The 25,587-nt window shown below is 54.4% G+C and carries 26 protein-coding genes; 20 read left to right on the forward strand and 6 right to left on the reverse strand.

Annotated features, from left to right (window positions below):
• Positions 1–8 precede the first annotated feature (8 nt).
• The 6 genes from ACZ5FM_RS02065 to lpxK all read left to right on the forward strand — a co-directional run bounded on the left by ACZ5FM_RS02065 (position 9) and on the right by lpxK (position 4,637).
• Positions 9–791 carry a 3'(2'),5'-bisphosphate nucleotidase CysQ gene (locus tag ACZ5FM_RS02065; RefSeq protein ID WP_464039554.1) on the forward strand — a complete coding sequence of 261 codons (783 nt, stop codon included), beginning with the start codon at positions 9–11 and terminating at the stop codon, positions 789–791.
• A gap of 78 nt (positions 792–869) precedes the next feature.
• The gene (locus tag ACZ5FM_RS02070; protein ID WP_192487097.1) at positions 870–1,109 is read left to right on the forward strand and encodes a DUF4170 domain-containing protein; all 240 of its coding nucleotides are present in this window, start codon (positions 870–872) and stop codon (positions 1,107–1,109) included.
• A gap of 60 nt (positions 1,110–1,169) precedes the next feature.
• Positions 1,170–1,337 carry a hypothetical protein gene (locus tag ACZ5FM_RS02075; protein WP_464039555.1) on the forward strand — a complete coding sequence of 56 codons (168 nt, stop codon included), beginning with the start codon at positions 1,170–1,172 and terminating at the stop codon, positions 1,335–1,337.
• On the forward strand, positions 1,334–2,653 hold the full coding sequence (gene waaA, locus ACZ5FM_RS02080; RefSeq protein WP_250983646.1) for a lipid IV(A) 3-deoxy-D-manno-octulosonic acid transferase: 1,320 nt from the start codon (positions 1,334–1,336) through the stop codon (positions 2,651–2,653). Before ACZ5FM_RS02075 ends, waaA begins: the two co-directional genes overlap by 4 nt.
• Before the next feature lie 129 nt (positions 2,654–2,782).
• Positions 2,783–3,508: an HAD family hydrolase gene (locus tag ACZ5FM_RS02085; RefSeq protein ID WP_464039556.1), complete on the forward strand. Its 726-nt coding sequence runs from the start codon at positions 2,783–2,785 to the stop codon at positions 3,506–3,508.
• 100 nt (positions 3,509–3,608) lie between these two features.
• A complete protein-coding gene (gene lpxK, locus ACZ5FM_RS02090) occupies positions 3,609–4,637 on the forward strand; it encodes a tetraacyldisaccharide 4'-kinase (RefSeq protein WP_464039557.1) in 1,029 nt (342 codons plus the stop codon).
• 6 nt (positions 4,638–4,643) lie between these two features.
• Here lpxK and ACZ5FM_RS02095 read toward each other — a convergent pair whose 3' ends face one another.
• Both ACZ5FM_RS02095 and mutL read right to left on the reverse strand, forming a co-directional pair.
• Positions 4,644–4,883: a DUF2093 domain-containing protein gene (locus tag ACZ5FM_RS02095; RefSeq protein WP_192487100.1), complete on the reverse strand. Its 240-nt coding sequence runs from the start codon at positions 4,881–4,883 to the stop codon at positions 4,644–4,646.
• Positions 4,884–4,985: 102 nt separating this feature from the next.
• Positions 4,986–6,809 (reverse strand): DNA mismatch repair endonuclease MutL, encoded by a 1,824-nt coding sequence (gene mutL, locus ACZ5FM_RS02100; protein ID WP_464039558.1) that lies wholly within the window; start codon positions 6,807–6,809, stop codon positions 4,986–4,988.
• 329 nt (positions 6,810–7,138) lie between these two features.
• On the opposite strand from mutL, the gene ACZ5FM_RS02105 reads away from it, so the two are divergent.
• On the forward strand, positions 7,139–8,833 hold the full coding sequence (locus ACZ5FM_RS02105) for a response regulator (protein ID WP_464039559.1): 1,695 nt from the start codon (positions 7,139–7,141) through the stop codon (positions 8,831–8,833).
• Positions 8,834–8,959: 126 nt separating this feature from the next.
• Positions 8,960–10,312, forward strand: a complete 1,353-nt coding sequence (locus ACZ5FM_RS02110; protein WP_275640603.1) for a putative bifunctional diguanylate cyclase/phosphodiesterase — start codon at positions 8,960–8,962, stop codon at positions 10,310–10,312.
• Positions 10,313–10,370: 58 nt separating this feature from the next.
• On the opposite strand, the gene ACZ5FM_RS02115 is transcribed toward ACZ5FM_RS02110, so the two are convergent.
• The 4 genes from ACZ5FM_RS02115 to ACZ5FM_RS02130 are packed head-to-tail and all read right to left on the reverse strand — an operon-like array spanning position 10,371 to position 13,592.
• Entirely contained in the window at positions 10,371–11,261 is an 891-nt protein-coding gene (locus ACZ5FM_RS02115; protein WP_464039560.1) for an SMP-30/gluconolactonase/LRE family protein, read from the reverse strand.
• Positions 11,261–11,893, reverse strand: coding sequence for a 2-dehydro-3-deoxy-6-phosphogalactonate aldolase (locus ACZ5FM_RS02120; RefSeq protein WP_192487105.1), 633 nt, complete (start codon positions 11,891–11,893; stop codon positions 11,261–11,263). The genes ACZ5FM_RS02115 and ACZ5FM_RS02120 overlap by 1 nt, the downstream gene beginning before the upstream one ends.
• A 5-nt stretch (positions 11,894–11,898) precedes the next feature.
• Positions 11,899–12,828 (reverse strand): 2-dehydro-3-deoxygalactonokinase, encoded by a 930-nt coding sequence (locus ACZ5FM_RS02125; protein ID WP_464039561.1) that lies wholly within the window; start codon positions 12,826–12,828, stop codon positions 11,899–11,901.
• Positions 12,828–13,592, reverse strand: coding sequence for an SDR family NAD(P)-dependent oxidoreductase (locus ACZ5FM_RS02130; protein WP_464039562.1), 765 nt, complete (start codon positions 13,590–13,592; stop codon positions 12,828–12,830). Before ACZ5FM_RS02130 ends, ACZ5FM_RS02125 begins: the two co-directional genes overlap by 1 nt.
• Before the next feature lie 137 nt (positions 13,593–13,729).
• On the opposite strand from ACZ5FM_RS02130, the gene ACZ5FM_RS02135 reads away from it, so the two are divergent.
• From ACZ5FM_RS02135 to ACZ5FM_RS02190, 12 genes are all read left to right on the forward strand, one after another.
• Positions 13,730–14,545: an IclR family transcriptional regulator gene (locus ACZ5FM_RS02135; RefSeq protein WP_259145796.1), complete on the forward strand. Its 816-nt coding sequence runs from the start codon at positions 13,730–13,732 to the stop codon at positions 14,543–14,545.
• A gap of 155 nt (positions 14,546–14,700) precedes the next feature.
• Complete coding sequence (locus ACZ5FM_RS02140) at positions 14,701–15,441, forward strand: helix-turn-helix transcriptional regulator (RefSeq protein ID WP_405049384.1); 741 nt, start codon at positions 14,701–14,703, stop codon at positions 15,439–15,441.
• A 78-nt stretch (positions 15,442–15,519) separates the two neighbouring features.
• Positions 15,520–16,746, forward strand: a complete 1,227-nt coding sequence (locus ACZ5FM_RS02145) for a CmpA/NrtA family ABC transporter substrate-binding protein (protein WP_259145795.1) — start codon at positions 15,520–15,522, stop codon at positions 16,744–16,746.
• Between the two features lie 85 nt (positions 16,747–16,831).
• Entirely contained in the window at positions 16,832–17,971 is a 1,140-nt protein-coding gene (locus tag ACZ5FM_RS02150) for an Mrp/NBP35 family ATP-binding protein (protein ID WP_464039563.1), read from the forward strand.
• Between the two features lie 251 nt (positions 17,972–18,222).
• Positions 18,223–19,200, forward strand: coding sequence for a magnesium/cobalt transporter CorA (corA, locus tag ACZ5FM_RS02155; RefSeq protein WP_275640610.1), 978 nt, complete (start codon positions 18,223–18,225; stop codon positions 19,198–19,200).
• A gap of 15 nt (positions 19,201–19,215) precedes the next feature.
• Positions 19,216–21,132: a potassium transporter Kup gene (locus ACZ5FM_RS02160; protein WP_259145791.1), complete on the forward strand. Its 1,917-nt coding sequence runs from the start codon at positions 19,216–19,218 to the stop codon at positions 21,130–21,132.
• 314 nt (positions 21,133–21,446) lie between these two features.
• The gene (locus ACZ5FM_RS02165) at positions 21,447–22,598 is read left to right on the forward strand and encodes a cell wall hydrolase (RefSeq protein WP_464040410.1); all 1,152 of its coding nucleotides are present in this window, start codon (positions 21,447–21,449) and stop codon (positions 22,596–22,598) included.
• 271 nt (positions 22,599–22,869) lie between these two features.
• Entirely contained in the window at positions 22,870–23,235 is a 366-nt protein-coding gene (locus ACZ5FM_RS02170) for an AtpZ/AtpI family protein (RefSeq protein ID WP_192487113.1), read from the forward strand.
• A gap of 63 nt (positions 23,236–23,298) precedes the next feature.
• Positions 23,299–24,048, forward strand: coding sequence for a F0F1 ATP synthase subunit A (locus ACZ5FM_RS02175; protein WP_192487114.1), 750 nt, complete (start codon positions 23,299–23,301; stop codon positions 24,046–24,048).
• A 71-nt stretch (positions 24,049–24,119) separates the two neighbouring features.
• A complete protein-coding gene (locus ACZ5FM_RS02180; RefSeq protein WP_003494147.1) occupies positions 24,120–24,347 on the forward strand; it encodes a F0F1 ATP synthase subunit C in 228 nt (75 codons plus the stop codon).
• An 84-nt stretch (positions 24,348–24,431) separates the two neighbouring features.
• Positions 24,432–25,025: a F0F1 ATP synthase subunit B gene (locus ACZ5FM_RS02185; RefSeq protein ID WP_464039564.1), complete on the forward strand. Its 594-nt coding sequence runs from the start codon at positions 24,432–24,434 to the stop codon at positions 25,023–25,025.
• Between the two features lies 1 nt (position 25,026).
• A complete protein-coding gene (locus ACZ5FM_RS02190; protein ID WP_259145784.1) occupies positions 25,027–25,512 on the forward strand; it encodes a F0F1 ATP synthase subunit B in 486 nt (161 codons plus the stop codon).
• Positions 25,513–25,587: the final 75 nt, after the last annotated feature.

The following is a 25,587-nucleotide window of genomic DNA, read 5'->3' on the forward strand; positions in this document are numbered from 1 at the left end:
ATTAAACAATGACGGCAGAGCAAAACAACTGGCAGGCCGATCTCGACCTTATTCTTGCTGCTGCAAGGCAGGCAGGGGAGGTCGCTTTCGGTTACTTCGGTAATAAGCCTGAGGTCTGGTGGAAGAATGAAGGCCGCTCTCCCGTCAGTGCGGCGGATTATGCGGCGAATGCTGTTCTGGAAAAGGTTCTTCGCACAGCTCGGCCAGATTATGGCTGGCTTTCGGAAGAAACCGAAGACGGTCATGATCGTCTGAGCCGCAAGACAGCGTTTGTTGTCGACCCTGTCGACGGCACACGGGCCTTTATCTCTGGTCTCGCCACATGGTGCGTCAGCGTCGCTGTCGTCCACGACGGACTGCCGGTCGCAGGCGTTCTTGTTGCACCGGCGCTCGGGGAAGAATTTCTGGCTGTTAAAGGTGGTGTCGCCCAAAGAAACGGGCAGGCGATTACTGTGTCATTTCCGTCCTCGGTGCTCAATATTGCAGCCCCGGAAGATGTCGTGGCGGATCTGCAGAAAAACACTGCTCAGACCATCAATCGCATTAAACATGTGCCGTCGCTCGCCTATCGTCTGGCGATGGTGGCCGATGGCCGTATCGATGGAACGCTGGTACGCACAGGTTCACATGACTGGGATTTGGCCGCGGCAGATCTTATCCTGCAATGTGCCGGCGGTCGCCTTGTGAACCTTGATGGTTCACCAATCGTTTACAACAAGCCGGTGGTCAGTCATCCGTCATTATGTGCAGCCAGCGAAGGAGCGCTTGGCGGTCTTCTGAACGCTTTGTGAAGGCAGGTAATGGTTGACCTTTTGGCGGAAATCCCGCACAGGAAAGGGACCAGATCACATGGCAAGAGATAAAAGAAAATGACCGAATCCAGTGAAAAAAAACAACTTCTGCACCTCGTTTTTGGCGGCGAGCTTGAAAGTCTTGAAGACGTGCAATTCCGGGATTTGAACGGGTTGGATATCGTTGGTATCTTCCCGGACTATGCCTCTGCACTTACAGCTTGGAAAGCAAAGGCGCAGCAGACTGTGGATAACGCTCACATGCGCTACTTTATAGTGCATATGCACAGACTTCTTGATCCACAAACCACGAAATAACCGGGTTTAGACTTAAAGACCCCGATTTATGCTATAATATATATCGTAGAATCGCACGGCATGGGTGTAAAAACATCCGTGCCGCATCCAAAGTTTTTTGCCGCAAATGAACAAAAGATTCATGTCGGCTCAATTATTGACGCATTTCGAGAAGACAGAAAGTTCAAGAAAACACCTGACAAGGGGATGGCACCATTGGGCGCACGGATCGAAGGCATACCGTCATGAAAAGCCGAATTGCGCGGGTGGCACTTTCCGGTTACCGGTTGGCAGGCATGGCAGCCTATCCATTTGCCGGTCCCTACCTTACCTATCGTGCGATCAAGGGTAAGGAAGACCGAAGCCGAAAGCTGGAGCGCTTCGGTTATGCCAGCGTAGAGCGCCCTAGAGGCCCGCTCATCTGGTTTCATGCCGCAAGCGTCGGCGAAACAATGGCGCTTATTCCGTTGATCCGCGAAATCCGCAAACGCGAAATTCATGTGCTGCTGACAACCGGAACCGTGACGTCGGCAGAGCTGTGCCGCTCCAGACTTGGTAGTGACGTCATTCACCAATATGTGCCGCTTGATATCAAAATCGCGGTAAAACGTTTCATCAGCTATTGGCATCCGGATGCAGCCATCACGGCGGAGTCTGAGGTCTGGCCAGTGACGATGATGGAACTGGAACAGGCCCACATTCCGCAAATCCGCGTCAATGCCCGCATGTCTGACCGTTCCTTCGCCCGGTGGCAATCGCATGCCGATTTTGCCGAAACGATTTTCAACAAGATGTCGTTGGTTATCGCGCAGTCGGATCTCGATGCCGAGCGCTTCCGTGATCTGGGCGCCTGGCCGGTGATGACCTCAGGTAACCTCAAGGGCGACACGGATCCGCCGCCAGTGGATCAGGAACTGTTGGATCGCTATCGTCAGCAGATTGGCACCCGCAAGACATGGGCGGCCATCTCGACCTTTGAAGGCGAAGAGAAGATTGCCGGCACCGTTCATAACGCCATCAAGGCGCGCAATGGTCAGCTGTCGATTATCGTTCCGCGCCACCCTGACCGTGCCGACGCCATTGAAGCGCAGCTGAAGGAAATGGGGCTGGTTGTCGCCCGTCGCAGCCGCAACGATGTCATTGCGCCGGAAACGGATGTATTCCTCGGTGACAGCATTGGCGAGATGGGGCTTTATCTTCGTTTGACGGAAATCGCCTTTGTCGGTCGCTCGATGACCGGTGAGGGTGGCCAGAACCCGCTGGAACCGGCCATGCTCGGTTGCGCTGTGCTGTCCGGTGCACATGTGCAGAATTTCCGTGAGGCTTATCAAAAGCTGCTGCGGGCCGGTGGCGGACGTATCATTCGTGACGTCGAAATGTTGGCCAAGGCCGTTCATTATCTGATGGTCAACGACAACGAGCGTTACAAGATGATGGATGCGGGCGACCGGGTCATTCAGGAAATGCGTGGCGCCTTGTCCTCGACGATTAAGGGCCTTGAACCCTACATCGCACCGCTGACCGTGACTGCAAAGCTGATGCCAAGAAATGTGGCTGCCGGTTGATATCCACCAAAGCATGTCGCATCGAAGCCTGTTTATCCACGTTGCTTTCCATCATGATGATGTGCCGTGGCCTGACAGCGGGACAGCTGTCGGGTTTCCGGTAACATGTTTTAAAATTGGTGCTTTCCCGTGAACAAAGACACACAGTCGATTGCCGGTATCCTCTTCGACAAGGACGGAACCCTGTTGGGTTATGACGCAAGCTGGGGCCCGGTAAACCGGGAACTGGCCAGCATTGCCTCAATGGACGATCCTGAACTGGCAGACAGGCTGCTGTTGGCATGCGGCATGGACCCGGTCAGCGGAAAGGTCATGCCGGATAGCTTGCTGGCGGCCGGCAATACGCAGGAAATCGCGGCCGGTCTGGTCGCGGCTGGCTCCCCTTGCGATCAGGAAGAACTGACGAAACGCCTGGACACGCTGTTTACCGAAGCCGCTGCCCATTCCGTTCCGGTCACGGATCTGCGAGCTTTTTTTGAGCGCCTGCGCCAACGCGGTTATCGCCTCGGTATCGCGTCCAGCGACAATGAGCGCTCGATCCGTGAAACGGCGCGCCGTTTCGGTTTTGAAGAGCACATTGATTTTATTGCCGGTTATGACAGTGGATTTGGTACCAAACCACAGCCGGGTATGGTGCTCGGTTTCTGTGAGGCGGTAAAACTGTCGCCGTCGCAGGTTGCCGTGGTCGGTGACAATAATCATGATCTGCATATGGCAAAGAGCGCCGGGGCGGCCTTGAAGGTTGCCGTTCTCACCGGAACCGGCTCGCCGCAAAGCCTCAGTGACGACAGCGACTATTGCCTGTCCGATATCACCGCGCTAGAGCCGCTTTTGCCGCAACGGGCTGCAATCTAACCCGCTTTAAACAGTAAGCCGGGCTAACGTTTTGCCACTTTAGTATATTTTATCGTTTCAATCGGATATTGGCAGACAGCGTATTCGGCAGGAGCGAGAGATGATTTCGGAAGCGCCGCCTTTCTGGTGGAAAAAACCGGGCTGGCAGGCATATGCACTCAAACCCGTTTCATGGGTTTACGGCTGGATTGCGGGCAAAAGAATGCGCCGTGAGAACCGGCCATCCGTGCCTGTTCCGGTGATCTGCATCGGTAACTTTACGGTCGGTGGTGCCGGCAAGACGCCCACCGCTATCGCAATTGCCAAAGCTGCGGTCGAAAACGGGTTGAAACCTGGCTTCCTCAGCCGTGGATACGGTGGAACGCTGGATGTCACGACGCTAGTCGAACCGCATCATCGCGCCGCCGATGTCGGTGACGAACCGCTTCTGCTGGTCAGCCACGCCATGACGGTCATCTCACGGCGGCGAATCGAAGGTGCACGTCGTCTGATGGAGGCAGGCGCCGATCTCATCATCATGGATGATGGTTTTCAAAGCGCTCGTCTGACGCTGGATTATGCGCTTGTGGTGATCGATAGCGTGCGCGGCATTGGCAATGGTTGCCTTGTGCCGTCAGGGCCTGTGCGTGCGCCAATCCAGGAACAGATGCAGCAGCTGTCCGCCATTCTCAAGGTGGGCACTGGCGACGCCGCCGACCCGCTGGTTCGCAAAGCGGCAAGGGCGGGCAAGACGATTTATGTCTCTGCCATTCAGCCGGTTGTGCCCCCCGATTTTGTCGGCAAACGGGTGCTGGCCTATGCCGGTATTGCTGATCCCGATAAATTTTACAGAACGGTCGAAAGTCTCGGTGGCAATATCGTCGAGCGTCGCTCGTTCAGCGATCACCATACGTTCGAAGAGGATGAGATTTCCGATCTGCTGGCGCTCGCTGACAAACAGCAGCTGCAACTGGTCACGACCGCCAAGGACTTCGTGCGTTTGAAGGGTGTTCACGGCAAGGCAGAAGAGTTGCTGCAGCGGAGCCAAGTCGTTGAAATCGAAATGGTGTTTGATGACCCAAACACGGCTTCCGATATCATTCATGCGGCAATCGAGAACTGCCGCACGCGTGTGCTCAAGGGCAACTGACGATAATCAGGCCGTCGGGCGCTTCTGGTTCGGCAAAATGCCTGCAATCTTGTCTGCTTCCAGTGATGCAGCGGCATCGACATACGGTTCCTGTCGCGCAACGCTCCAGTAACGCAGTTCATCGACGGGGATCTGCTGCCCTGTCATGGCGCAGGTCACATAAGATCCATTGGTGACGATCTGAAAATCACCATCCAGATATTTGATCTTTGCTTCGCGGCTGCCGCTGCCTTCAAACCGGTTCATCCGCTGTCTCCATTCAATTTCGTGAGGTCAAGCACTGCCAATTGCAGGTCCGATCATCTCTATCCAATAATCGTTGCAGGTATGAAATACCAGCATTTAGCATCAGCTTCGGCCGAATAACCGCTCAATATCGGACAGTTTCAGTTCGATGTAAGTAGGCCGCCCATGGTTACACTGGCCAGAGCCTGGAGTGTTTTCCATCTGTCGCAGAAGCGCATTCATTTCTTCTGGCCGCAAACGACGACCGGAACGGACAGAACCGTGGCACGCCATTGTCGCGGCAACATACTCCAGCTTACCGTTCAGCGTTGATGCAGTGTCCCATTCGGCAATTTCATCCGCCAACTGGCGCACCAAGCCTTGAGCATCGACCTTGCCGAGCATGGCAGGTGTTTCGCGCACTGCAATGGCACCGGGGCCGAAACGTTCAATTGCTAGCCCCAAAGCGTCGAAACCTTCGGCATGCTCCATCAGCCGGTCACAATCTTCTTCCGGAAGATCGATGATTTCAGGTATCAACAACACCTGTGATGGCGGGCGCCGTGAACGCAGCGCCTTGCGCATTTCTTCAAAAACCAGACGTTCATGCGCCGCATGCTGGTCAACAATCACCAGTCCGTCATCGGTTTGCGCAACGATGTAATTTTCGTGAATTTGTGCGCGGGCTGCACCGAGTGGGTATTGCGCGCTCGATATGCTTTCAGTTGGCTGCTCGGCAAAAACCGTTGCCGTTTCCTGTCGGGCTGCAGGTGCTGTGACGTCCAGAAACTCGGCTTGCGTGTTCTCTGCAAAGCCAGCGGATGGCGGATAGGAAAAGGGACGGGATGGTGATGCAGCAGCACTCCACGCGGTTGCCGCCTGCGCTCTGGCTGCCGGAGCGGCTTGGAAACCCTGACGGAACGCATTCATCATGCCGCTGGTCGCCGTTGTCGAGGCGCGGTCACCTTCGCGCGAAAGCGCCTCACGGATCGCACCGACGATGAGGCCACGAACAAGTCCGGGATCACGGAACCGCACATCGGACTTGGCCGGATGCACGTTGACGTCCACCAGTGCCGGATCGAGCGTCAATGAGAGCACCGCAACCGGATAACGGCCATGCGGGATGGTCTCGGCATAGGCACCGCGAATGGCAGACAGCAGCAATTTGTCCTGAACCGGCCGCCCATTCACGAACATGTACTGATGGGCGGAGTTCCCGCGGTTGAAGGTCGGCACACCGGCATAACCGGACAGCGCAACATCCTCACGTGCCGCATCGATTGCAATCGCGTTGTCCCGGAATTCCACACCAAGGATCTGGCCCATGCGTGCAAGCGCATCGCTGCCAGTCGCGGGCAGTTCCAACGTGGACCGGTCCGTACCTGAAAGGACAAAGCGGATATTCGGGAAGGCAATCGCCATGCGTTTGACGGTTTCAGTAATCGCAGCCGTCTCCGCACGCTCGCTTTTGAGAAATTTCAGACGGGCAGGGGTCGCAAAAAACAGGTCACGCACTTCAACGACGGTGCCGACATTGGCGGCTGCAGGACGGACATCTGCCACTTTACCGCCAGTTACGGCAACGACGGAGCCTTGTTCCGAGCCATGCTGGCGGCTTGTAATAGTCAACTTTGCCACCGAACCGATCGATGGCAGTGCCTCGCCACGAAAGCCGAGTGTACGTATATCGTCCAGTGTCTGCGAGATCTTGGAGGTGCAATGCCGCTTGATGGCGAGCGCCAGATCGTCAGGGCTCATGCCAGTGCCGTTGTCGGTAATGCGAATGAGGCTTTTGCCGCCACCGGATGTCGCAACTTCGATACGCGTCGCACCGGCATCGATAGCATTTTCTATCAATTCCTTGGCCGCGCTGGACGGTCGTTCGATAACCTCGCCAGCGGCGATCTGGTTGATGAGCGTTTCTGAAAGCTGTTTTATGGACATGATTCTATTGTCGTGGATTTGTTGTGATGGGAAAAGAGAAATCGTATGTTTTCCGCGCCTTATTCACGGATGAAACCCGGCCATTAAGCAACGCTTAAGACAAAAACTGTAATCTCGCAAAGACTTGAAATGATTACGGGATAGTATTTCCGTCAAAGCATTGGGTGGCCAACCGGAGGGTCGCCAATTTGTAATATGTGCTTTGTTTCAAGGTCTGCCCGGTATGTTTTCTCAGCGATTGCAACAGTAACGGCCCCGTGCTCGACATCAGTTGTTTTATCAATTTTCGGAATGCCCTTGTGGCTGGAGGATAGGCGTGGGGAGCAGCAATGACTGATGTGACGTCGCAAGACGTAGACATCCAAATATCACTGCTGGAAACCGTGTGTGATGCACTGATGACCGCCGTCATTGTGTATGACAAAAACGACATCATTACCTTCGTCAGTCGCCACATTACCAATTATCTGCCATCGCTTGGAGAACGTGTTTTCGTTGGTATGCGCCTGCGGGACTTCCTGAATACACGTTATGACTGTGAGGACGTTTCCAGTCAGAATATCGCTTCAGGCCGCAAGAGCAGCCGTGAGGAATGGATCGCCGAACGGCTTGCCGCCCACTGGAAAGAAAAATCCGAACATCTTGAAAAACGCGGTAGCGACCGCTGGTATCGTTACGTCAAGAAACGGCTGCCATCCGGCATCGGAATGTGTGTGATCACAGATGTCTCCGAACAAAAGAAGCGCGAGGAGCAATGGCGCGCTGATCTCGAGCGGTTGCAGTTGACCGAGGAAATACTGGACAACATTCCGTTCCCGGTCGTCGTCAAGGACCGCAACCTGACCTATGTCGCCGTCAACAAGGCGACCTGCGATATGATGGAAGTCGGCCCGGAAGCAATGCTGGGCCGCACGGTTTTTGATATTCACAGTCATGAACTGGCAAGCCGGATCGATGCGATGGATCGCCGGATTCTGGAGACCGGCCAAAGCAGTACGATTCCCGAACACCTTACCAAAATTGACGGCGAACATGCATTGCTGATCACACGCAAGCAGCGTGTGGGCAAACCCGGCCGTTATTTCCTGGTCACAACAATGGAAGATGTCACGGCTCTGTCCGTGACCGATGAAACCGGTGAACCGGTTCTGCCGGGAATGAGGCACCTGCCTTTCGTCAAAACATCGCATAAGGGCAGGCCGGTTGAGAAGCGCGAGGAGCCGGATTTCGCCGCCCGCATGAAGGGATGCCGCATTCTTTTCGTGTCGCCAGATCAGGGCGTGCGGGATAATGCCTCGCACGTCTTTGCCTGTGTCGAAGCGGATTATGCGGCAGCCAGTAGTTTTGACGAGCAGGTGACCTTCCTTGATGTCGCGACATCATCAGGTGTGGCAATCGATCTCGTGGTTGTTGATTCCAACATGAGCCACGCCAGCCTTGATATTGCCAAGCAATATGGGCTGTCGGTGCTGACACTGGATGCGTTCCAGATCCAGCAAGACCTTGTCCGCCATATCTATAACTTCTTGGCCACGACATCGCAGGTCAACACATTATCCAGCGTCAAGGAAACCGCAGCGGACAATGCCATCAAGACTGCTCGCCCCAAGACCCAGACGTCGGTTATAGATGTGCTTGTCGTCGAGGACAACGAAGTCAACAAGATCGTTTTTTCACAGATCCTCGAAAGCCTGAATGTCGGCTACAAGGTCGCGGGCTCCGGTGAAGAGGCATTGCGGATGATCGACGCCCATTCACCGTCATTGTTGCTGGTTGATGCGACATTGCCTGACTTTGACGGGTTTGAATTGGCAAGACGTATTCGCTCCGCCGAAGGCGATAGTAAGAAGATCCCGCTGATCGGTGTGATCGCCCATGCTTTTGATGGTGATCGCCGAGCGTGCCTTGATGCCGGCATGGATGATATGATTCTCAAGCCGGTCAGCCCGGACATGATCGAAACCGTTCTCAGGCGATTTTTGCCTTCCAGCAGCACCGCTATGCGTAGCGATATGTGTGTATGATGGTCGGCCAGGTACGGGCCAGCGATAATCGTCGGTATTTAACCATTGTTAAATATACGCTATATGTTTCTTAAGACATAGCCATCATTGTGCGCTAAATCGTTGCAGATTTCTTAGGACGCGAACATGAAGTCGGCGGAAGCAAACTACCCGCAGATCAGTCAGCATGAGTTGCAGGCCATGGCCTATAGTGACCCATTGACCGGTCTTGGCAATCGCTATCGCCTTCGAGACAAGGTGCGTCAGCTTGCTGCGGAACGCGCCAGTGATCCTGCTCCCTTTACCATCGGTATTGCCAATATTGACGGCTTCAAGCCAATAAATGACTTGTTTGGTGCGGCTGCCGGTGACGAAATTTTGTGCCAGGTCGCCCATCGCCTGAAAGCCTGTATCCCCGATGGTGCGACGGTCACCCGCCACGAGGGTGACGAATTTGCATTCATTTTACCGCTTGTCTTCGAGCGTACAGGCGCCGAACGCATTGGTCATATGATCAAGGATGTGTTGTCGGCGCCTTATGATCTAGGGGACCGCAATGTGCGTCTATCGTCGTCCTTCGGTTTTGCCGTCTATCCCTTTGCGGGGCAGGAATTCGAAGATTTGCTGAAAAGCGCCGAAACTGCCTTGTATCGTTCCAAACGCCGTGGTCGCGGGCAGATCACAGTCTATTCCAGCGAAATTGCGCAGGAAATGAAGCGGGCGACGCAGCTGGAACAGGCGTTGCGTAATGCCATTATCACCGATGCCGTTGAAGTTCATTTCCAACCTATCGTTCGCCTGACCGATGAAATGGTCATTGGTTTTGAAGCCCTAGCGCGTTGGCACGATCCTGATCTTGGATTTGTATCTCCAGCCGTGTTTGTGCCACTGGCGGAAGAACGCGGTTTTATCGATGCACTGTCGGAAACGCTGCTGCGCAAGGCAGTTGAGGCTGCACTCTCCTGGCCACGCGACCTGTTCCTATCGTTCAACCTGTCTTCGGCACAGTTGATGGATCCGGGCACTGCAGACAATATTCTCTCCATCCTTGGCCGCGCGGGTTTCGATCCCAGCCGGTTGGAACTGGAAATTACCGAAACCGCCGTCATGACCTCTGCTGAAACGGCGACCAAAATCATTTCAGACCTCAAGCAGGCCGGTGTGCGTATTTCACTGGATGATTTTGGAACGGGTCAGTCGAGCCTTGGCCGTCTGCGGGACTTCACCTTTGACAAGGTCAAGATCGACCGTGCCTTCGTGTCGCGCATTTCAACGGATCGCCCGTCGGAACACATCGTCAAGGCAATCGTCGCCATGTGTGATGGTCTTGATCTCGAGGTCGTTGCTGAAGGGATTGAGAACCGCAACGAGTCTGAAAAACTGCGTGGGCTTGGTTGCGAAATGGGGCAGGGCTTTTTCTTTGGCCGCCCAGCAGATGCAAATGCAACACTACGTTATCTGCGCGACAATTTCCGCGATTTGGCACCAGTGGGCGCCTGAAAACGTCCGGGTAAAATCAGAATTTGAGCGGCGGAAACAGTTCCGCCGCTCATTTCTTTTAGGCGAGTCGATACGCGAAGTCGTGAACGCCATTCACGTCGATACCGAGATCGAATGTTGCACCCTGCAGGGCATCAGGCGACAGACCTGCATCCGCCATGCCATCAAAAGCTGACGTGACCAGGAGCCGATTTGCAGTCTTGCCGATGAACGCCGGGCATGTGGTTTGCAGACCCGGTACGGAATACTGTTCAAGCAACTGTCCATTGGCGTTGTAACGGGCAACGCGCCCGGCACCCCACTTGGCGTTCCAGATATCGCCGTTCTTGTCGCATACTGATCCATCTATACCAGCATCGTCATCGCTCGCGTCAACCAGAACGGATGGCTTCTCCGTCGGCAGGCCGGTCGAGGGATCAACCGCAACACGCATCAGCTTGTTTGACCTTGTGTCGGTGTAGTAGGCGATTGCTCCATCCGGTGAAAAGCAGATGGAGTTGGGGATGCTGATATTATCAAACAACGTCGTCACAGTACCATTGGCAACATGATAAATGCCGCCAGCGCCGTCTTCAGCTGATTTACCCATCGTGCCGATCCACAGGGCACCTGAGGCATGCACGCGTCCATCATTGGAGCGGTTTGCGGGTTTTCCGGGCTCGAAATCGGTATGCAGCGTCAACTCACCGGTTGCGATCTGGCGCAGGAACAGGCCATTTTCGGATGCAATCAACTGACGGTCATCATCCACCTTGGCCAGAACGCTGGCCATGAAGGGGAGTTTGTGAACGCTCTTTCGGCCGGATGCGAGGTGCAATTCATGCAACTCTTTTCCAAGAATATTGAACCACCATGCAGTGTCGGTCGCCGCGTCATAGGTCGGGCCTTCACCCAACTGAAGTGCAGTTTCGTCGAGAACTTTACCTGTGAAAGGATGTAGGGTCGCCATTATGCCTCCTTGATCGCAGCGTCATAGGCGTTGATGGTGAGGATGGCGCGTTCCTTGACTTCCGCAGCCGTGAGGCCGGGCTTGTACAGGCTTGTGCCAAGGCCAAAAGCTGTGATGCCTGCCTTGGTGTAATCGGAGAAGTTCTTGTCCGATACGCCGCCGACGGCTGCAATCAGCAGATCCTTTGGCAAAATTGTGCGGATGGCAACAATACCGGCGGGGCCGATAATGCTGGCCGGGAAAAACTTCAGACCGGTTGCACCGGCCTTGGCGGCCAGCAGTGCTTCGGTTGGTGTCAGTACCCCCGGCAATGTCACCATGCCTTTTTCGCGTGCGGCGGTGATAACCTCAACGTCGACATTCGGGCTAACCATCAGCTTGCCGCCAGCCTTGTCGAGATTTTCTACATCGTCAACGCTCAACACGGTGCCTGCACCGATCAGGCAATCGGCAGGGGCAAGCTTTGCAGCTATCTCGATGGACTTGAACGGCTCTGGCGAGTTCAGCGGAATTTCGATGGCGCGAAAACCGGTTTCGATCAGAACGCTGACCACATCATGGGTTTCTTCCGGCTTCAGGCCACGCAGAATGGCGACCAGCGGATATTTTATGGATGGAAATGGAATGCGCATGGGTATCAACCTTTCAAATTCGGCCAGATGGTCGTAGCGGCGGCGTAAAGACCGTGGCGTACGGCGGCATCGGCATCGATAAGCGTGTAGGAAATGTCCAGAGCCGCCAATGCGGCTTTGTAGAGTTCGCCAAGTCCGCCGGATGCGACCAGAACAACCTGCGTGTCACTGGATACCTGTGAACGGGCACCGGCAATTTCAACACCGATCAGAATGCCGGAGAGGCGTGCCTTGGCGTTGGTGGCGGACAGTGCATGCAGCAGCTGACCGGAGCGGACAGTGAACACATGGTGTGTCGCCATCTGCGGGTTCTCAACTGCCTTGCGCACGGCAGCTATAAATTCAGGGTTCTCGCCCGTCGTTGCTTCACCTTCCGAAACGGCGTGAGCAAGGATCGAATGTTTGGCGATAACTTCAAAAAGCTCACCGGTCATGTAGGTGGAGAAACCTTCAACGGTGCCGTCCTGCACGGTCACCCATTTGGAATGGGTTCCGGGCATGCAGACGAGGCAATTGTTTTTGACCTCATCGGAGGCCAATGCGCCAAGCAGTTGGGTTTCTTCACCGCGAATAACGTCTGGTGCTGTTTCTGCACGCTGGGCAAGACCCGGCAGAATACGAATGTCCTGGCTTTCGCCCGGAATACGAACAGCGCCCTTCAGGACGTCTTCGATTTGTGCGGGTACGTCAACGTAACCGGCTTCGATCCAGCCTTGGCGCGCACCAGCCATGCCGCATATCAGCACCGGAATATCGTCGGGCGCATCCGTCGCCGCCAGATGTGCGTTCAGTACCTCGGCGAAGCCGGTGCGGGCTGCCGTGGTCATACCTTCGTTGCTGCGTCGTTCAGCAAGAATGGCTCCGCTCTTGTCGAGTAGCCACATGCGGAAACTGGTGGTTCCCCAGTCCACGGCTACGAATGCGGGTTGCGCCATCAGAAAATTCCTCCGTCAACGATAATAGATTGTGATGTAATGGCCCCTGCCGCCTTTGAAGATAGGAAAAGGCACGGGCCGACAATATCTTCTGCAGTCAAGACGCGCTTGAGGCACTGCTTGCCCATTGTCGCTTCGATTGACTGTTCGGTGAGCCAAAGTTCCTTTTGCCGCTCCGTCACGATCATGCCCGGCAGGATACAATTGACCCGAATGTTTTCCGGCCCAAGCCGTCCGGCGAGACTTTTCGTCAGGCCGATGATGCCAGCCTTCGCTGCCGCATAGGATGGTAGATCACCCATGTTGAGCATGAAGGAAATGGATGAGAAATTGACGATCGCCGCATCCTTTTCCTTGCGCAGATAGGGAAGGGTAGCCTGCGTGACGAAAAACAGCTGTTTCAGGTTGATCGCCTGATTATTGTCCCAATAGTGCTCATTCACGGTGTCGATGTCATGACGGTCGTCCCATGCGGCATTGTTGACCAGCACGCGAAACGAACCGGCCTTGCGCCCAGCTTCATCGATTGCTGTTTTCGTTTCAGTGATATTGCGCAAGTCGGCATGGACGAAATTCACCGGATGGCTGCATTCGGCCGAAAGCCTTGCTGCCAGGGCTTCGCTCGGCGCCTTGGCGATATCGAGAAACGTCACTCGGGCGCCCGCGCGGGCAAATCCCTCAGTCAGCGCCGCACCAATACCGGAGCCTCCGCCGGAAATCAGAACGCCAGCATCTTTCAGATCGGAAAAACCGGGCCGCTGCATCTTAATCGTTCCTCGCCATAGACATTCAATCCCTGAAGTCTTGTTAATTCCATTATTTGGAACTATGTTCAATTAAATGGAATTATTCGTCGCTCTTTCGCAAGCTGTCAAGCTTGCGGCCAAGGATATCAAGGCAAATGCCCGACCATAATGTCGCATCATCAGTAAACACAGCCGGGGAAGAATCAGCAACCGGTACACTTGGCAAGGCCATGGCTCTGCTGGAATTGGTTGTGATGGCGCCCGAGCCTTTGCGTTTCACCGAGATATTAAACATTGTCGGGCAGCCGCGCGGCACTGTTCACCGGCAATTGACCCATTTGTTGCAGGAAGGGCTATTGGAACTCGACGCCCATCAGGCCTATGTGCCCGGCATGCGGCTTTTGAAGTTTGCCGGCAAGGCATGGGCCCGTAATGATTTCAGAAGTGTTGCCGCACCCTATTTGCGAGAATTGCAGGCGGTAACCGGAGAATCAGTGCATCTCGGTATGCTGCGCGACACTGAAGTCATCTATCTGGACAAGGTGGAGGGTAGCCGTGCCATTCGCATGCACTCGCAAATCGGCAATGCATCACCCGTCTTTTGCACCGGGGTTGGCAAAGCAGCATTGGCCACGCTTGAGCAGGAGAGGCTCTTGCAAATCGTTGATAATATTCAATTTCGTTCATTTACAGCCAGCACCATAACAAATGGTGAGGCGCTGCTGAAAGAGGTCAATGCCATAAGAGCCCGTGGATTTGGCTTTGATCTGGCCGAACATGAGGACGGTATCCACTGTGTTGCAGCGCCAATTCTTTGTACCGGTCATGACTTTGCAGCGGCAGTTTCCGTCACGGGTCCGGCGTATCGATTGACGCTTGAGCATCTTGAAAAGCTCGCGCCGGTTGTTTGTGAAATCGCCGATAAAATTGCAACTGATATATCCGTCAGAATATCTCCATCATCCCGTTAGGTCATTGATTTTCAATTTGTGGGGTTACACAAACGGCGCGGTTGTGGTTTTTTAGCTCAACTACGGTTTGTAAAAAAATGCGGTCTTGGGTAGATACTCGAACCACGTTTTCTGAAGCCGGTCTATTTGTTTTATCCATCTAAAGAAAAAGCCCAATGTCCATGTCTGAACACGATAGACCTGTCAGGACGCATGCAGAGCGTGTCACTGAGATCGAAGCGCTGAAGACACAATTTGATGTTTTCCGCTTTTTGAAAAATCTGACGGAAACCTGGGGTATGAAGGCATTCATGGTCGTCAATTTGCCCACCCAGGCAGGACTTGAATTATCGCAATATACGATTATCACCAATTGGCCGGCCGAACTGCTGCAGTCCTATGACAACGAAAGCCTCATCCGTGGCAGCACGGTCATGGCGGCGCTGCAAAAATCGACTGTTCCTTTTTTCGTTGATGCTGACTTTCTTAATCGAACAGAAGACCCGGCAACCACAAAAGTCGTGCGTGCGCTGTTTGAGCGCTTCGAAATGTTAAATTCCATATGGTGTCCGGCGCATGACGTTTCTGGGGCGCGGGGTGCCGTGTCCTTCTCTGGCAACAGAGAAGCGTTCTCGCATCAGGAAATTGCCGAAATTTCCTATATTGCCACCCATATCTTCGACCGGTTGGCGTATATCAAACGCCTCGACAACCGCGTACCGGACACATTGACGGACCGGGAACTGGATTGCCTGAACTGGACCGCTGCTGGTAAGACCAGCGCTGAGATTGCGGAAATCCTCATTCTCTCCGAGCACACGGTCAATCATTACCTCAACCGGGCAACCAAAAAGCTGGATACCGTCAACAGGACCCAGGCTGTAGCAAAAGCGTTGCGCGTGGGTCTTATAAAATAAGACGATTTTGCTGTTTGGTGATTGTTATCTGCCGCGCCATGCGCAATCCTCTATACGATTCGTCAGGAGGACCCGTGCTTGCCGGACAACCCCAATATCTCGGTTGGTTTTTCTCCTTCCGTCGATAGCGCAATTCTTGCGATTGCAGCTGAGAAGGGTTTTGCAGCGGATGAAGGCATCCGCCTTTCACTCGTTCGTAAAAACCTCGTTGGTGATATTGTCGAAGCCCTGCGCGATGACGAACTGTCATTGGGTCAATTGCCTGCAACATTCCCCGTTTTGTCTGCTTTGCAACTGGCTGGTATGCCCAAAGGGTATTTTGCACCCTTTACGCTGTCGCTCGGCGGTGCCAGTCTGGTTGTCTCTCCGGATTTGCATAAACGTCTGGAGGATGCTGGCGCGCTCGGTTTGAGCCCGTCCACTTTATCCATTGCCCTGTCGCGCCTGTGCGGACGCCGAAGAGCGCAAGGTCTGGCAACACCTCTAAAGATTGCCGTTGAAAGCAGATACGCCACCTCGTGGTATGAGCTGCGCTACATGCTGGCACACTGTCGCATCGCGGTGCCGACCGACGTCAGCATCGTTATCTCGTCACCACAGGCCATGCCTTATCTTCTGGAAGAGGGCACGATTGACGGGTTTTATGCGCCGGAGCCATTTGGCAGTGCGTCTATCCTCAATGGCACAGGCTTTATGGCCACCACCAAGTCCAATATCTGGCACAACTCTCCGGAAAGGGTGCTTGCCGTCAGCCAGGGCTGGGCCGAACAAAATATGCAGCATCTGGAAGCCTTGCTGCGCGCCCTTTACCGTGCCGGCCAGTGGTGCGCCAATGCCAGCAATATCGAGGAACTGACCGGCATTTTGGCGGCACCAAAATATCTGGGCGAAGATGGTGATCTTATCCTGCCGTCCTTCACCGGCTTTCTGTCGATATCCGATCTGCAGATGCTGGAAATCGAGGAGTTTTTTGTCACCAGTGGCAAGGCGGCCAATTTCCCATGGCAAAGTCAGGCGCTGTGGTACTTCAACCAGATGATGCGCTGGGGCGATTGCCCGGCCACACTGGCCGATGACCCCACGACATGCGAGGCGGTGCGAGATGCGTTCCGGCCGGATATTTTTCGCAAGGCCCTAAAACCGTTATTTGCGCATGTACCATCCGCCAATCTGAAAATGGAGGGAACATTGCGCCAGCCGGTTCATGTCGGCTCCTCTCGTTCGGGTCTCGTTTTGGGTCCAGACATGTTTTTTGATGGCCGGATTTTCGATCCGGAGCGGTTTGAAATCTTCAACGATCTTTGATCTATGTCAGGGATAGTGCAATCCGGGCATTGGCGAATGGCCCGGACGTGTTTATCTACGCTGGAAACCGGAAGGCAGCGCAGTCATGGCACAGGTCGAAAAACATAGAGTTCTCGAAGTTCTTGCGAAGGTTCAGGTGCCGGGCGGCCCCTCGAACATCGTGGATATGGGAATGGTTTCGGAAATCTTTGTCACCGATGGCAAAGTATATTTTTCCATTTCCGTGCCCGCCGGACGAGCAGAAGAGCTGGAGCCACTGCGAAAACAGGCTGAAACTTTGGTCAAAGCCATACCCGGGGTTGCCTCTGTTATGGTGGCCCTGACGGCTGACAAGAAGGCGGGCGAACCATCTTCCTCTGCGCAATCGCGGCCGGTTCCTCCCGTCGGCGGTTTGCGTCCACCCGCACCTCGGCCTCCTGCCAAGGCGGGCATTCCCGGCATCGGTGCCATTCTGGCGGTCGCATCCGGCAAAGGAGGGGTGGGCAAATCCACCACCGCCGTCAATCTGGCGCTCGGCCTTCAATCGATCGGCCTGAAAGTCGGTATTCTGGATGCCGATATTTACGGGCCCTCATTGCCGCGTTTGCTGAAAATTTCCGGTCGCCCGAAACAGCTGGAAGGTCGTACCATCGTGCCGATGGAAAATTACGGCCTTAAAACCATGTCGATGGGTTTTTTGGTCGATGAAGAAGCGGCCATGATCTGGCGTGGTCCCATGGTCCAGTCGGCATTGCTGCAAATGTTGCGCGAAGTCGCATGGGGAGAGCTGGACGTGCTGGTCGTTGATATGCCACCCGGCACAGGTGACGTACATCTCACCATGGCGCAGCAGGTTCCGCTGTCCGGTGCAGTTATCGTGTCGACACCTCAGGATCTGGCACTAGCCGATGCGCGCAAAGGCATCACCATGTTCCGCAAGGTGGAGGTTCCGCTGCTCGGTGTTATCGAGAACATGAGCTACTTCATCGCGCCGGATACTGGCGCGCGCTATGACATTTTCGGTCATGGCGGCGCCAAGGCAGAAGCTGAAAGGATCAATGTTCCTTTCCTTGGTGAAGTGCCGCTCACCATTTCGGTCCGTGAAATGTCCGACGCTGGAACGCCAATCGTTGCGATGGAGCCGGACGGTCCGGTTGCTAAAATCTACCGCGATATTGCCTTGCGTGTCTGGGATACGCTGAAGGCTGGAAGTGGCAAGGCTGCACCAAAAATCGTGTTTGAATAACACTCCGGTTTTGTGAGCCGATAAATAGCGCTTGATTATAAAACCGTTTACGGGCACATGCCTGCGCCGTTCAGACGTTGGATCAGGGCGTCCGAGGCTTGAACAAAAACAGAGCGGTAGGGCGGCTTAACTTTATCCCCTGCCGTTCTGGCTTGCTGCAATCATTTGTTTGTCGCCTCCGCCCGGATCATGATAATGAACGATTTGGCGGCAGGCTGATGACAGTCAGATTTGCAAACCGGAGAAACTGATTGATCAATGCCTATCGCTCGACCTGCGAGGCAGTAACCCTCTCGGCGCAACAGCCGATTGCGGAGCTATATCCCGATATAATCTGGATCGACATGCTCAATCCTACTCAGGATGAAGAGCGATATATAGAGACTCTGCTGGGCATAGAGGTTCCTACCCGCGAAGATTTGAAAGATATTGAACCGTCCAGCCGTCTTTATATTGATAACGGCAATGTCTTCATGACGGCATCTTTGATCTGCAAGGCAGAAACCGATGTGCCCCAGTTGACGGATGTCGCCTTCATTCTGGCTGGAAATAGACTGGTCACCATCCGATATGCTGAGCCGAAATCCTTCAATCTGTTCATTGCCGCCATTTCACGTGTTTCAGGCGAACAGCGCAACGGCGTTCAGTTCCTGCTGAAATTGCTGGAAACGATTGTCGACCGCACTGCGGAAATTCTCGAACGATCCGTAGCCGGCATTGATCAGCTTTCGGCAGGCATCTTTGGAAGTCAGGCTAGGGTCAAACGCAAGGCGCCACGGTTTCTGGAAGACCGTTTGGGCGACATTGCGTCCTATCATCGCCTGCTTTCAAAAGTACGCGATAGCCTGATGTCATTGTCGCGCCTGCAGACATTTTTGTTCAGCGTACCGGCAATTCAGCAGGACAAGGATGCAAAGGAGCTTTGCCGCTCCATTGGTCGTGATATCCCATCACTTTCGGAGCATGCGTCCTTTATCTCCGGCAACCTGTCGTTCTTGCTGGATGCGTCACTTGGCCTGATCAATGTCGAGCAGAACGCCATTATCAAGATATTCTCGATCGCGTCGGTCGTTTTCCTGCCCCCAACTCTGGTTGCGTCCATTTATGGAATGAACTTTCACATCATGCCGGAGTTAGACTGGACCTACGGTTACCCGGTTGCGGTGTGTGTAATGCTCTTGTCGGCAGTAATTCCGTTTCTCTTTTTCCGCTGGAAGGGGTGGCTCTGACGAGCCTGAGGTGACATGTCTCACGGATTTGGAAGTGAAGTTAACGATAGCCAAAACAGCGAAACAAAGTCTGCGGAAGGCTTGTTGGCGGCGACCCTAGGTTCCGTTGGTGTCGTCTATGGCGACATCGGAACCAGCCCGCTTTATGCCTTCCGGGAAGCCCTGAAGCCAATCGCCGAGGACGGCGTAACCCGGATCGAGATCATCGGCCTGATTTCCCTGATGATCTGGGCTTTGACGATCATCGTGACATTTAAATATGTGACGCTGCTGTTGCGTGCTGACAATGACGGCGAGGGCGGTACATTATCCCTCCTTGCCATGTTGATGAAGACGGCCGGCTCCAGACGGGCAACACTGATTGTCCTTGGACTGGTGGGTGCGGCGCTATTTCTTGGCGACGCCATGATCACACCAGCCCTTTCGGTCCTCTCGGCCGTTGAGGGCCTCAAGCTCGTCACACCTGCCATGGATGAGTTTGTCATCCCGATCTCTGTTGCCATTCTGGTTGGGTTGTTTGCCATCCAGTCACACGGCACCAGCACAGTCGCGAAATTCTTCGGTCCCATCACCGTCCTGTGGTTTCTGGTCATGGGTGGCGTTGGTGTCATGCACATCTCGGATGACTTTGGAATTCTTGCCGCGTTCAATCCGCTCTACGCAGCAGAGTTCCTGCTGCGAGAAGGATTTCTGGGCGTCGTCGTTTTGGGCGCGGTTTTCCTGACCGTTACCGGTGCCGAAGCACTTTATGCGGATCTTGGGCATTTTGGTCGGCGTCCTATCCAGCTTGCCTGGTTCCTGCTGGTCTTTCCGGCATTGACGTTGAACTATCTCGGGCAGGGCGCCTTTGTGCTCAAAACACCTGAGGCCATGTCCAACCCGTTTTACCTGATGTTCCCGCAATGGGCATTGCTGCCTGCGGTAATTCTTGCGACGGCGGCAACCATTATTGCCAGTCAGGCCGTTATCACCGGCGCCTTCTCTCTTGTTCGACAGGCCATCAACCTTGGTTACCTGCCGCGTATGGAAATCCTGTTCACTTCGGAAACCAATACCGGGCAAATCTATCTGCCGTCGGTCAACACCATTCTGCTTTTGGGTGTTATCGCATTGGTCTTCAGCTTCCAGAGCTCAGATGCACTGGCCACCGCCTATGGTATCTCGGTCACTGGTGCGATGGTCGTCACCAGCCTGATGTTCTTTGAGTTTGTGCGCAGCCGTTGGAACTGGTCACTGTGGCTGGCACTTGCGGTGCTTCTGCCACTGTTCCTGCTGGAAATGGTGTTTCTAGGCGCCAACTTGCTGAAGGTTCATGATGGCGGTTACGTGCCGGTTATGTTTGCCATTGTCTTCACTATTATAATGTGGACATGGCAGCGTGGCTCGAAAATCCTGTTTGCCAAGACGCGCCGCACCGATGTGCCGCTTAAACTGTTCGTGGCTTCGGTCGAGAAGGAAAGTGCGCATGCACCATTGCGTATTCCCGGCACGGCGATTTTCCTGACCGGTGACCCCGAGACCGCTCCTGCAGCGCTGCTGCATAATCTCAAGCACAATCACGTCCTGCACGAAAAGAATGTCATCCTGACGATTCGCACGGAAGACCAACCGCGTGTTAGTCAGGTGGAACGCTTCACCATGCGGCGGTTAAGCGACCGCTTTATTGTGGTGGAGCTGCATTTCGGCTTCATGGAAACCCAGAACGTCACACAGGCATTGGCCTATCTGCGTCGAGCCGGTTTCAAGTTCGATATCATGTCGACCTCCTTTTATCTCGGACGTCGCAAGCTGGTGCCAGATAAAAACTCCGAAATGCCGACATGGCAGAACCGCCTGTTTATTGGCCTTGCAGAAACAGCCGCTGATCCCTCGGACTATTTCCGCCTGCCAGCCAACCGGGTTGTTGAACTTGGCTCTCACGTGGTGATCTGAAAACGCCCGAAAAAACCTCAAGGAGCGGGCAGGGTGGATGACCACTCTGCTCACCTTGTTTTATGTCTCTCACTGCGTGTTGTGCTCATGGCTGGCGTCTCGCTAAGTCGTTCCGCACCGATTCACGAAAACGTGTGCCGATATTATGTGTCACTTTGTTAAATCCGCTGCGCAGGCGGACATCTCGTTAACCAAGCATCAAGGTTAACGAACTATTTTTGCTCATATACGAGTTCGTGTCGCTGGCCCCTCTGGTCGCGTCATTTGTGTGTGTCTGCGTGTTTGGAGTGCCGGTTTTGCGTTCAAAAGGTGTGATGCGTCGCGGGTCGTTCATTTCGAGTGGAAAATGGACCTCGCCTTTAGTTCTTGGCCTGGCTGCATGGCTGGCTTTCCCCACTTTGGCATCGCGGGCCGATCTGGCCGCCCTGCTTGCCGGCCTTGATGGCGGCAATAGCCAGTGGCGCATGGTGTTGACCAACTCGCCGGCTGGCTCGGTCCACTCTGCTTCACTTGCCTTTAATAATGCAGACAGCGCCTCGGCTTCATCCGGTGCCGGCATGACCCTGCCGGACGGCCGAAAGATCGCTTTTGCCGACGACAAGGAAAAACATCCGACAACGCCCGACAGCGAGCGCGTCAATCGCGCCGCCAAGAAGGGCCGCGTTGTCGCACTGGAAATCATGCAGCCACCGCCAGCTTTTACAGCGGGCTCAGTTCTGCAGCGCACAAGCATGATCGACGTCGAACCGCTGAGCCGCAAGGAGCGCCCGTCTTTTGTAAAGGCAAAGCGCGAAAAGCCAGTCGAACTGGCCTCATTCTATTTCCGTCGTGAAGAAAAGAAGATGGACAATGGCGTTTCGCCAATGCTGGCGTCGCTGGTCACCAACCGTAACGCGGATGTGCTGGCAACGGCCTATGCACCAGCAGAACCTGATTTTGCCCGCGAATCTCCCTTCGACGCTATTTTGAAGAAGCCGCAGACCGGACGTTTCATTCCTGACATCGGGCCGGACGACCATGCATGGGCGGCAACGCCACTGCCGCCGGCAGTCTTTTCTGCTGAGGAGCAGCAGTGCCTCTCTTCCGGCATTTACTTTGAGGCCCGTGGAGAATCGGTGAAGGGACAGGCGGCCGTCGCGCAGGTCATTCTCAACCGTGTTCGCAACCCAACCTACCCGTCAACGATCTGTGGTGTTGTCTATCAGAACAAGGACTGGCGCAATCGCTGCCAGTTCTCCTTTGCCTGCGACAACATCCGTGACCGCGTCAACTCGCAGCGTCACTGGAAAATGGCGCGCGAAATCGCCATGGCCACCACAGCCGGCAAAATCTGGCTGCCGGAAGTTGGTTCTGCAACCCACTACCATGCTGTTTACGTGCGCCCGGCTTGGGGCAAGAGCATGAAAAAGGTCGGTCGTATCGGATTGCACGTGTTTTACCGCACATATGGCGGCGGATGGAGCTGAAATTGTGGCCTGATGGCAACGATTAGTGTGAACAAATCCAGTGATTCCTGTGCGCTGTAGACGCCTGAAACTGGTTTTGAAGTCTAAGCTTATGTTTTTACAGTGTTAATTTGTATTTAATCAAGCGTGTTCAACGCCTTGACTATACGGGCACTCAAAACTATGTTGCGCGCGACTTCAGAACGGGCTGGAACATGTCAAAGCCCTTGCCGTTTACAACCTCAAAGCGTTCTGGCGGTGCTGGAACGAGGGAAGAAAAGGCAGGTGGGACATGAATAGCAACCGTGACGATAGTCTGGAAGAACGCCGTAAACGCCTCGCCAACGAGTTGGCAAAGGTGAAGACGGAGGATGAGGCCGAAGCAGCGGCGGAGAGAAATGCCGGTGAAACACGCAAGGGTTTCGCAATGGCAATGAAGCTGTCTTCTGAGTTCATATCCGCGATCGTGGTTGGCGCCATGCTCGGGTACCTTCTGGACTACTTAGCTGGTACGTCGCCTTGGGGGATGATTATACTTCTTCTTCTCGGCTTCTGTGCAGGTGTATTGAACGTTCTGCGTTCGGCCGGTGTCGTGGCTCAGCCACAATTTTCGGACGATGCGCAGACAAAGAAACAGAATGGGAAAAACAGCCCTTAAAGCTGGTTTTTCAATACGATGAAGAGGCGCCGTTGATGGCGCCAAAGGCAAAGAGGGCAGCCGGTGGCAAACGATCCGACACATCAGTTCGTGGTACAGCCGATTATTCCGATCGAAATCGGTGGGGTCGATTTTTCCTTTACCAACGCATCGCTGTTTATGGTCGCTACTATCGCAGCCGCTTCTGGTTTCCTGTATTTCGCAACATCGAACCGCGGTCTTATCCCGACCCGTTTCCAGTCTGTTGCTGAGATGTCCTACGAGTTTATTGCGTCGATGCTTCGCGAAGGCGCCGGAAGCAAGGGTATGAAGTTCTTCCCCTTTGTTTTCTCGCTGTTCATGTTCGTGCTCACCGCAAACCTGCTCGGCATGTTCCCATACTTTTTCACGATCACCAGCCAGATCATCGTAACCTTCGCACTGGCGTGCTTGGTTATCGGCACGGTCGTCGTTTACGGTTTCTACAAGCACGGTCTTCACTTCCTCGGCGTCTTTGCGCCGGCTGGCGTTCCAAAGGTTCTGTTACCTCTGGTGTCGTCCATCGAGGTGATCTCGTTCTTGTCCCGACCGATCAGCCTCTCGGTTCGTCTTTTCGCGAACATGCTGGCCGGTCACATCACCCTCAAAGTTTTCGCAGGTTTCGTTGCCACGATGAGCGCTATGGGCGCAGTCGGTATTGGCGGCGCTATTCTGCCACTGATCATGACTGTCGCAATGACTGGTCTGGAATTTCTCGTTGCCTTCCTGCAGGCATACGTCTTCGCGGTACTAACTTGCATGTACCTGAACGACGCCGTGCATGGTGGTCACTGAGAAGTAAAGTCGCTGGCCCCGGTTCCCGGGCGTCAATAAAAGCCGCAACAACCATTTCTAAGGAGCTTAACATGGAAGCGGAAGCAGCAAAGTACATCGGCGCAGGTCTCGCATGCCTTGGCATGGCTGGTACGTCCCTCGCTCTCGGCCGTATCTTCGGTGACTACCTCTCCGGCGCACTGCGCAACCCATCTGCAGCAGACAGCCAGTTCGGCCGTCTGGTATTCGGCTTCGCCGTTACGGAAGCTCTGGGCATCTTCTCGTTGCTCGTCGCTCTTCTTCTGCTGTTCGCTGTCTAATATCGACAGTGACGTTTATTGATCGCGGCGCGTTTTTTATGCGTGCCGTGATCTTTCGTATTTGCAGTACACCTGGAGGTAAGCATGTTTGTGACCCCGGCTTATGCCGAGTCAACACCGGCTGCTGGTGAAACGCATACGGAAACCGGCGTAGCACAAAGTGCTGAACACGGTTCTGGCGTTTTTCCCCCGTTCGATCAGTCTACATATGCTTCGCAGCTTTTGTGGCTGGCGATTACGTTCGGCCTTTTTTACGTGCTTATGCAAAAGGTCATCGTACCCCGCGTCGGCGGTATTCTTGAAAACCGTCACGGGCGTATAGCGCAGGATCTGGATGAAGCTTCTCGTTTGAATGCTGAAGCCGATGCCGCGATTGAAAGCTATGAAAAAGAACTCGCAGCCGCGAGAGCCAAGGGAAGCTCTATCGCTTCTTCGGCTCGTGACGCAGCCCAGGCTAAGGCCGATGCTGACCGCGCCGCTGTAGAGGCAGAACTGGCTGAAAAGCTGACCGCTGCCGAGCAGCGTATCGCCGGTATCAAGGAAAAGGCATTTGCCGAAGTTGGCGCCATTGCTGAGGAAACAACGACTGCGATCGTTGATCAGCTGATTGGTTCCAAAATTAAGGATACCGATGCCAAGGCGGCTGTTGCTGCCGCTTCTGAAAAGAAGGAGGCGTAACATGGCCTTAGACGCATCATTCTTTGCACTGGTTGGTCTTGTTCTTTTCTTCGTATTGATTGCCTACCTCAAGGTTCCTGGCATGATCGCGAAGTCCCTGGACGAGCGCGCCGACAATATCCGCAATGAACTCGACGAAGCAAAGCGTCTGCGTGAAGAAGCCCAGCACCTGCTGGCTGAATATCAGCGCAAGCGCAAGGATGCCGAAGCAGAAGCTGCAAGCATCGTTGCTGCGGCCGAGCGTGAAGCGGCAGCCCTGACAGCTGAAGCCAAGGCCAAGACGGAAGAATTCGTCGCACGCCGTACTGCTCTGTCTGAACAAAAGATCAAGCAGGCTGAAGACGACGCCATTGGTGCAGTTCGTTCCGCAGCTGTTGATCTCGCGATTGCTGCTTCTGAGAGGCTGATTGCAGACAAGTCTACCGCTGCTGTGCAGGGTAAGCTGTTCAAGTCTGCAGTAGGCGAAGTCAAATCTCGTCTGAACTAAGCGGATTGCAGTTTGAATTTTGAAAGGCCGGGGCAACCCGGCCTTTTTTGTATCTGGACGACGGCTGCGCCTGTC

Source organism: Agrobacterium sp. 5Ca50, assembly GCF_055381905.1.

Bases quoted from the DNA above. Each gene is read 5' to 3' on its own strand.
- ACZ5FM_RS02065 (WP_464039554.1), top strand. From the start codon at position 9: ATGACGGCAGAGCAAAACAACTGGCAGGCCGATCTCGACCTTATTCTT.
- ACZ5FM_RS02070 (WP_192487097.1), top strand. From the start codon at position 870: ATGACCGAATCCAGTGAAAAAAAACAACTTCTGCACCTCGTTTTTGGC.
- ACZ5FM_RS02075 (WP_464039555.1), top strand. From the start codon at position 1,170: ATGGGTGTAAAAACATCCGTGCCGCATCCAAAGTTTTTTGCCGCAAAT.
- waaA (WP_250983646.1), top strand. From the start codon at position 1,334: ATGAAAAGCCGAATTGCGCGGGTGGCACTTTCCGGTTACCGGTTGGCA.
- lpxK (WP_464039557.1), top strand. From the start codon at position 3,609: ATGATTTCGGAAGCGCCGCCTTTCTGGTGGAAAAAACCGGGCTGGCAG.
- ACZ5FM_RS02095 (WP_192487100.1), bottom strand. From the start codon at position 4,883: ATGAACCGGTTTGAAGGCAGCGGCAGCCGCGAAGCAAAGATCAAATAT.
- mutL (WP_464039558.1), bottom strand. From the start codon at position 6,809: ATGTCCATAAAACAGCTTTCAGAAACGCTCATCAACCAGATCGCCGCT.
- ACZ5FM_RS02105 (WP_464039559.1), top strand. From the start codon at position 7,139: ATGACTGATGTGACGTCGCAAGACGTAGACATCCAAATATCACTGCTG.
- ACZ5FM_RS02110 (WP_275640603.1), top strand. From the start codon at position 8,960: ATGAAGTCGGCGGAAGCAAACTACCCGCAGATCAGTCAGCATGAGTTG.
- ACZ5FM_RS02115 (WP_464039560.1), bottom strand. From the start codon at position 11,261: ATGGCGACCCTACATCCTTTCACAGGTAAAGTTCTCGACGAAACTGCA.
- ACZ5FM_RS02120 (WP_192487105.1), bottom strand. From the start codon at position 11,893: ATGCGCATTCCATTTCCATCCATAAAATATCCGCTGGTCGCCATTCTG.
- ACZ5FM_RS02125 (WP_464039561.1), bottom strand. From the start codon at position 12,828: ATGGCGCAACCCGCATTCGTAGCCGTGGACTGGGGAACCACCAGTTTC.
- ACZ5FM_RS02130 (WP_464039562.1), bottom strand. From the start codon at position 13,592: ATGCAGCGGCCCGGTTTTTCCGATCTGAAAGATGCTGGCGTTCTGATT.
- ACZ5FM_RS02135 (WP_259145796.1), top strand. From the start codon at position 13,730: ATGCCCGACCATAATGTCGCATCATCAGTAAACACAGCCGGGGAAGAA.
- ACZ5FM_RS02140 (WP_405049384.1), top strand. From the start codon at position 14,701: ATGTCCATGTCTGAACACGATAGACCTGTCAGGACGCATGCAGAGCGT.
- ACZ5FM_RS02150 (WP_464039563.1), top strand. From the start codon at position 16,832: ATGGCACAGGTCGAAAAACATAGAGTTCTCGAAGTTCTTGCGAAGGTT.
- ACZ5FM_RS02160 (WP_259145791.1), top strand. From the start codon at position 19,216: ATGTCTCACGGATTTGGAAGTGAAGTTAACGATAGCCAAAACAGCGAA.
- ACZ5FM_RS02165 (WP_464040410.1), top strand. From the start codon at position 21,447: ATGCGTCGCGGGTCGTTCATTTCGAGTGGAAAATGGACCTCGCCTTTA.
- ACZ5FM_RS02170 (WP_192487113.1), top strand. From the start codon at position 22,870: ATGAATAGCAACCGTGACGATAGTCTGGAAGAACGCCGTAAACGCCTC.
- ACZ5FM_RS02180 (WP_003494147.1), top strand. From the start codon at position 24,120: ATGGAAGCGGAAGCAGCAAAGTACATCGGCGCAGGTCTCGCATGCCTT.
- ACZ5FM_RS02185 (WP_464039564.1), top strand. From the start codon at position 24,432: ATGTTTGTGACCCCGGCTTATGCCGAGTCAACACCGGCTGCTGGTGAA.
- ACZ5FM_RS02190 (WP_259145784.1), top strand. From the start codon at position 25,027: ATGGCCTTAGACGCATCATTCTTTGCACTGGTTGGTCTTGTTCTTTTC.